Annotated in this window: 4 protein-coding genes; 2 read left to right on the forward strand and 2 right to left on the reverse strand. The window is 65.8% G+C overall.

Features of this window, described 5'->3' with window-relative positions:
* The coding region (locus ABWP09_RS07595) for a cytochrome c-type biogenesis protein CcmH (RefSeq protein ID WP_353204547.1) at positions 1 to 141 on the forward strand (141 nt) is incomplete at its 5' end.
* Complete coding sequence (locus tag ABWP09_RS07600) at positions 138 to 785, forward strand: tetratricopeptide repeat protein (RefSeq protein WP_353204541.1); 648 nt, start codon at positions 138 to 140, stop codon at positions 783 to 785. The genes ABWP09_RS07595 and ABWP09_RS07600, both read left to right, overlap by 4 nt.
* Before the next feature lies 1 nt (position 786).
* On the opposite strand, the gene ABWP09_RS07605 is transcribed toward ABWP09_RS07600, so the two are convergent.
* Both ABWP09_RS07605 and ABWP09_RS07610 read right to left on the reverse strand, forming a co-directional pair.
* Positions 787 to 1,578: a DUF2189 domain-containing protein gene (locus ABWP09_RS07605; protein ID WP_353204542.1), complete on the reverse strand. Its 792-nt coding sequence runs from the start codon at positions 1,576 to 1,578 to the stop codon at positions 787 to 789.
* Between the two features lie 85 nt (positions 1,579 to 1,663).
* The coding region (locus ABWP09_RS07610) for a TspO/MBR family protein (protein WP_353204543.1) at positions 1,664 to 2,108 on the reverse strand (445 nt) is incomplete at its 5' end.

Below are 2,108 nucleotides of genomic sequence, written 5' to 3' on the forward strand. Positions count from 1 at the left end.
GCGCGCTACGGCGATTATGTCAGCTATGATCCACCGTTCAGCGCGACGACCGCGCCACTGTGGATCGCGCCGCTTGCCTTACTGGTGCTTGGCGCGTGGCTGGCGCGGGCGAGCTTCAAGCGGCGGCGGCGGAGCGTATGAATGTGCTGATTTTGCTGGCGGTCGGCCTCGTCGCGGCGGGCGTGCTGTGGGCACTGGGCGTCGCGCGGCGTTTGTGGACGATCGCGGGGGCGGCGCTGATGCTCGGCGCGGCGGGCTTCGCGCTGCAAAGCCAGGCGCATCAGCCGGGCAAGCCGACCGCAGCCGATGTCACGCCGATCACGGTCGATCCCGGCATGATCGCCTTTCGCGAAGCGGTGTTCGCGCCGTCGCGGGATGACAGCCTCGCGCTCGCCACCGCCGATGCGCGGCTGCGGACGGGCGATGCGCATGCCGCCGCCGAGGGTCTGCGCGCCGAAATCGCGTTACGACCGGACAATGCCGTGCTGTGGAGCGGTCTTGGCTACGTGCTCGCGCTGCATCACGGCGCGGTGTCGCCCGCCGCGAAATTCGCCTTTCGACGCGCGGTGAGGCTTGCGCCACGTGCGCCGGGGCCGACCTTTTTTCTCGGCATGGCCTATGTCGATTCGGGCGATTTCGCGGCGGCGCGCCCCGCCTGGGCGGCGGCGCTCGCGGCAACGCCCAAGGATGCGCCGTACCGGATGGATATTGCCGAGCGACTCGCCTCGGTCGATCAGTTCTTGCGCATGTCCGCCGCCCAGCGCGCCGCCGGGGTCGCTCACTGAGTTAGCGCACGACCAGTCGCGTATAGAGATGCCAGGTGGCGTAACCGAGCCATGGCAGGACCACCGCGAGACCGATCGCTGCGGGGATCAGCCCCAGCAGCAGCAACCCGGCGACGCGCAGGCCCCAGCCGAAGATTTCGCGCGGATTTTCGCGCACTGCCTTGATCGATGTGCGCAGCGCCGTTCCGGCATCGACCGGCTGATCGACCACCATCGGGAACGACACGACCGCGACCACCAACGTGACGACGGCAAACGCGCCGCCTGCCAGATTGCCGAGCACGATCAACTGCCAGCCGTCCCCGGTCGTGAACAAGCGCCCGAAGACATCGCCAACTTGCATCGGTGCGTTTGCCCCGAAAGTCGCGCCGTAAATGGCATACGCGACGCCGAGCCATGCGACGAACAGCACCGCCAGCCCGAACGTCAGCCCGGCGAGCGGCCAGCGGCTGCGTCCATTGAGTGGATCGACGAAATGCCGCCAGCTCGAATCGCGCCTTTCCTCGCGCAGCCGCGCCAGCTCGTAAAAGCCCGAGGCGACCGCTGGCCCCGCGATCGACAGACCCGCGACAAGCGGAAAGAGCAAGGGGAGCAGCGGCTCGTTAAAGGCAAGCGCGACCGCGATGCCGCAAATAATGGGATAAAGGAGTCCCAGAAAGATCAGATCGCCGCGCTTCGCCTGAAAATCCTTCCACCCCTCCGCCAGCGCCCAATTAAGGTCGCTCGTCCCGATCCGTCTGATATCGGGAAGGTCAGTAGGGATGGATGTTGTGGTTACGTCCAGCGTGGTCATCGGAAAGATCCTCTCGGCTGTTGCGGTACGTCCCTTGTTATTCGTTGTTTTCGTAAGATACGCCTGTTGTATCGTAACGACAAGCTCAGGCGAAGGGTCCGTTCAGCCGCACAATCGTCCAGTTGAGGAACGCGGCGAAACTGACCCACAGGAAATAGGGCAAGATCAGTAACGCTGCGAACGGCGACATCGGCCATAGCCCGATCAGCAAGGCGACCAGCGACCCCCAAAGGAACACCACTTCGCCAAGCGCCCAATCGGGTCGTTGCAGCGCGAAGAACACCGGGCTCCACAGGAAATGAAAGGAAGCATTGACCGCGAACAGGATGATGATCGCCGTTCGTGAAGCGGGATCGGGCGCGGCGGTCCAAGCGATCGCGGCGGACCAGGCGGCCAGCCCGAGAATGATCGTCCAGGCCGGCCCGAACGCCCAGCCGGGCGGCTGCCAGCTCGGCTTGCGCAAAGTGTTGTACCAGCTGCCGATCGGCGTCGCCAAGCCGCCCGCCACGAGCAGCACGGCCGCGCAGCCG

Origin of the sequence: Sphingomonas sp. (genome assembly GCF_040398505.1) — a bacterium.
Taxonomy (GTDB): domain Bacteria; phylum Pseudomonadota; class Alphaproteobacteria; order Sphingomonadales; family Sphingomonadaceae; genus Sphingomonas.